This window comes from Candidatus Eisenbacteria bacterium, assembly GCA_018831195.1.
GTDB lineage: Bacteria > Eisenbacteria > RBG-16-71-46 > CAIMUX01 > JAHJDP01 > JAHJDP01.
Map to the genome: position 1 here is coordinate 1 of JAHJDP010000025.1, position 2,420 is coordinate 2,420.

At 50.8% G+C, this 2,420-nt stretch carries 3 protein-coding genes; 1 reads left to right on the forward strand and 2 read right to left on the reverse strand.

The window, feature by feature from the left end; all coding sequences use genetic code 11:
* Positions 1 to 118: 118 nt before the first annotated feature.
* Positions 119 to 679, reverse strand: a complete 561-nt coding sequence (locus KJ970_04770) for an ATP-binding protein (protein ID MBU2690220.1) — start codon at positions 677 to 679, stop codon at positions 119 to 121.
* A complete protein-coding gene (istA, locus tag KJ970_04775; protein ID MBU2690221.1) occupies positions 661 to 2,118 on the reverse strand; it encodes an IS21 family transposase in 1,458 nt (485 codons plus the stop codon). Before istA ends, KJ970_04770 begins: the two co-directional genes overlap by 19 nt.
* A 100-nt stretch (positions 2,119 to 2,218) precedes the next feature.
* Between istA and KJ970_04780 the strand changes: the two genes are divergently transcribed.
* Positions 2,219 to 2,420: hypothetical protein (locus KJ970_04780; protein ID MBU2690222.1), on the forward strand; the 202-nt coding region annotated here is incomplete at its 3' end.

The window sequence follows — 2,420 nt, forward strand, 5'->3', positions numbered from 1 at the left end:
CCCTTGCTTGCAATTTTCCGCTCTCTTGTGCTTCTTTTCATTAGAGGCTCCCTTCGTTTTTAAAACGATTTCTGGTTGACTGTGGAATCTTTCCACAGGGGAGCCTCTACTTCAATTTTCAACTAAATTCAGGATATCCTCGGCTCTGTTGGACGTATCCGATATCATCGATGATGATCGCGGCATAGTTTCCAAGACGTTTCAGCTTTGAGGCGATCCTCAGTTCACGCTTCGCCACCAAAAGCTCCTGGACCAACAGCGAACACTGAATGAAGAGGACTCGGTGCCCCTGTTGGATCAGTTCTTGGCCGATGGCGCAAAGGAGATGCGTTTTGCCGCTGCCCGGATTCCCAAAAGCCAGGACGTTCTCGCATCTCTTCAAAAAACCCCCATCGAGTAACGCCTTCACCTGAAGCCGGGCCTTCTTCGGCATTCGATTCATATCGAGCGTAGACATATTCTTTTCCAAAGGCAGCCGTGATTCTCGCAAGAAGCGTGCAATGCGTCTCTCACGACGCTCCGCGATCTCCCGCTGAACAAGCTCAAAAAGATATTGTTCGTATCCAAAAGATTCCTGGGTTGCCCGGACCGCCTCTCCTTCGTAGCACTCACGAATCGTTGGCAGGTGAAGATCTCTCAGATGCCCTTCAAGACGGCTATTCAGCTGATCAAGTGACATTCTTCCACCTCCTCCCTCAAAAAGATGTCATAGCTCACCAGCTCAACGTCGTCGATCGCCACCTCTGTTGGACCAGGTCTCCTGACGGCACTCCCAAGTGCCGCCTTGATTGTGTCTTTACTGATCGGGTGATGATTCAGCAAGGCATATTGCAGGACCGCATCGACCTCGGCCTCACCCTCCTTGGCTGCCAACTCTAAAATACCAAGATATTCACGTGAGGCACGGCTGGGGCTCGTCTTCTGAAGCATGTCGTAGACCATGCGGAAATAGAACGTGGGGAAAAGATCTTCCCGATATCGATAGTTTTCAAAAGCCCCGGGCTTGCGAACCAAACTGTCGATTAGATGGCGGTAATTGATCTGGTGTTTTCCCTCGCCCCGCAACCGGGGAAACTCATCCACTTTCCTCTGAGCGTACCAAACCTCGATCTTCTCAGCGTCAACCCAGACATCCACCGTCTCGCCCTGGAGCCGGCTGTGGACCGAATAAACATTCTTCAAAATCCGAATCGTGCTTCCCTGGCCAACGGGTACCTTCAGATGGCGACGGGAATCAAGACGGGTTCTCGGAAGGGATCGTAATACCGCCAGCTCTTCCGCTAGACGTTCACTCCGGCCAGCATTCAGCTCTTTCAAAAGACTTTCGAGAAAGCCGGCGTACTCCTCCCGTGATACAAAATCACGATACCCTCTCAGCATCAAAGCCTGATCGACAGCCTGTTTGAATCGATAATGACGCTGTTCGACATCACCGTTTTCGTGAGGCTCTCTAACACGGATCTTGAGCCCTACCAGTCCGTAATGGTCCAACAACGCCTGATATCGCTGCGTAAACTCCTTTGGATGCTCTGTCTTCTGCACCGCCGTTGTCAGTTGGTCCGTCTGGTGGTTTTCCGGTACACCTCCCAACTCCCACATAGCATTTTGAAGCCCCTGGCTCAAACTCTCAAAGCTCTCCGAAAAACAAATCGTCGCATCTTCCCAATTCGAATAGGTCAGCACAAAATGATAAACCATGTGCAGAAAAGGGACTCCGCCAATCATGACTCCCAAATCATCCATGTTGGTGAAATCAGACTGACTCAACCGGCCGGGTGTGTGCTTCTGGGCGAAGAAAACTTCTTTTGCAGGTCCTTCCGTCGCCCGCCAGACTTTGATCCGGCGCTGCAAGGTCCTCAGCTGACCATCTTGATATTTCCCGGGAGATTCCTTCTGGAGATATTTGAAGAGCGTTACGGCTTGGAGACCCGAATTAATGTCCAGGAAGCCCAAAATCTCTTCCCAAACACCCTCGAAGGCATCCTCGCGGGACGAATCCTTGCGAGAGGTGGGAGGCCTCTCACTGGGTAACTCACCACTTTTCAAATACTTACGCGCGGTCTTCTCGCTCATTCCGGCCTTGGCTGCCGCCAACTCCAGAGTCTTTTCTCGTTGAATGAGTTTTCTCAATTTTCTCACCTGCTGGTTTGTAACCATCTAAGTCTCCTAACTTGAAGTCCTAGATGGTATTATCGGCAGCGAGAACCGGTAATTTTGTTTGTCGTTCACCGGGAATTTTCAGTGTCGTTCATCAGTAGTCCTTGATCTCATAGGAGACCTCTACGACGTCGAGTCGGATCTTCCAGTTTGGAATCCGCTGCATCCTGAAGCGGAACAGCATGAATGTTTATTGGAGCGTAAGAGGATCCGCAAAGAGAGATCGTCATCGATTGTTGATGGTATCAGTGATTGGGCGATCG

Coding starts and splice junctions, on each gene's coding strand:
- KJ970_04770 (MBU2690220.1), bottom strand. CDS start 679: ATGTCACTTGATCAGCTGAATAGCCGTCTTGAAGGGCATCTGAGAGAT.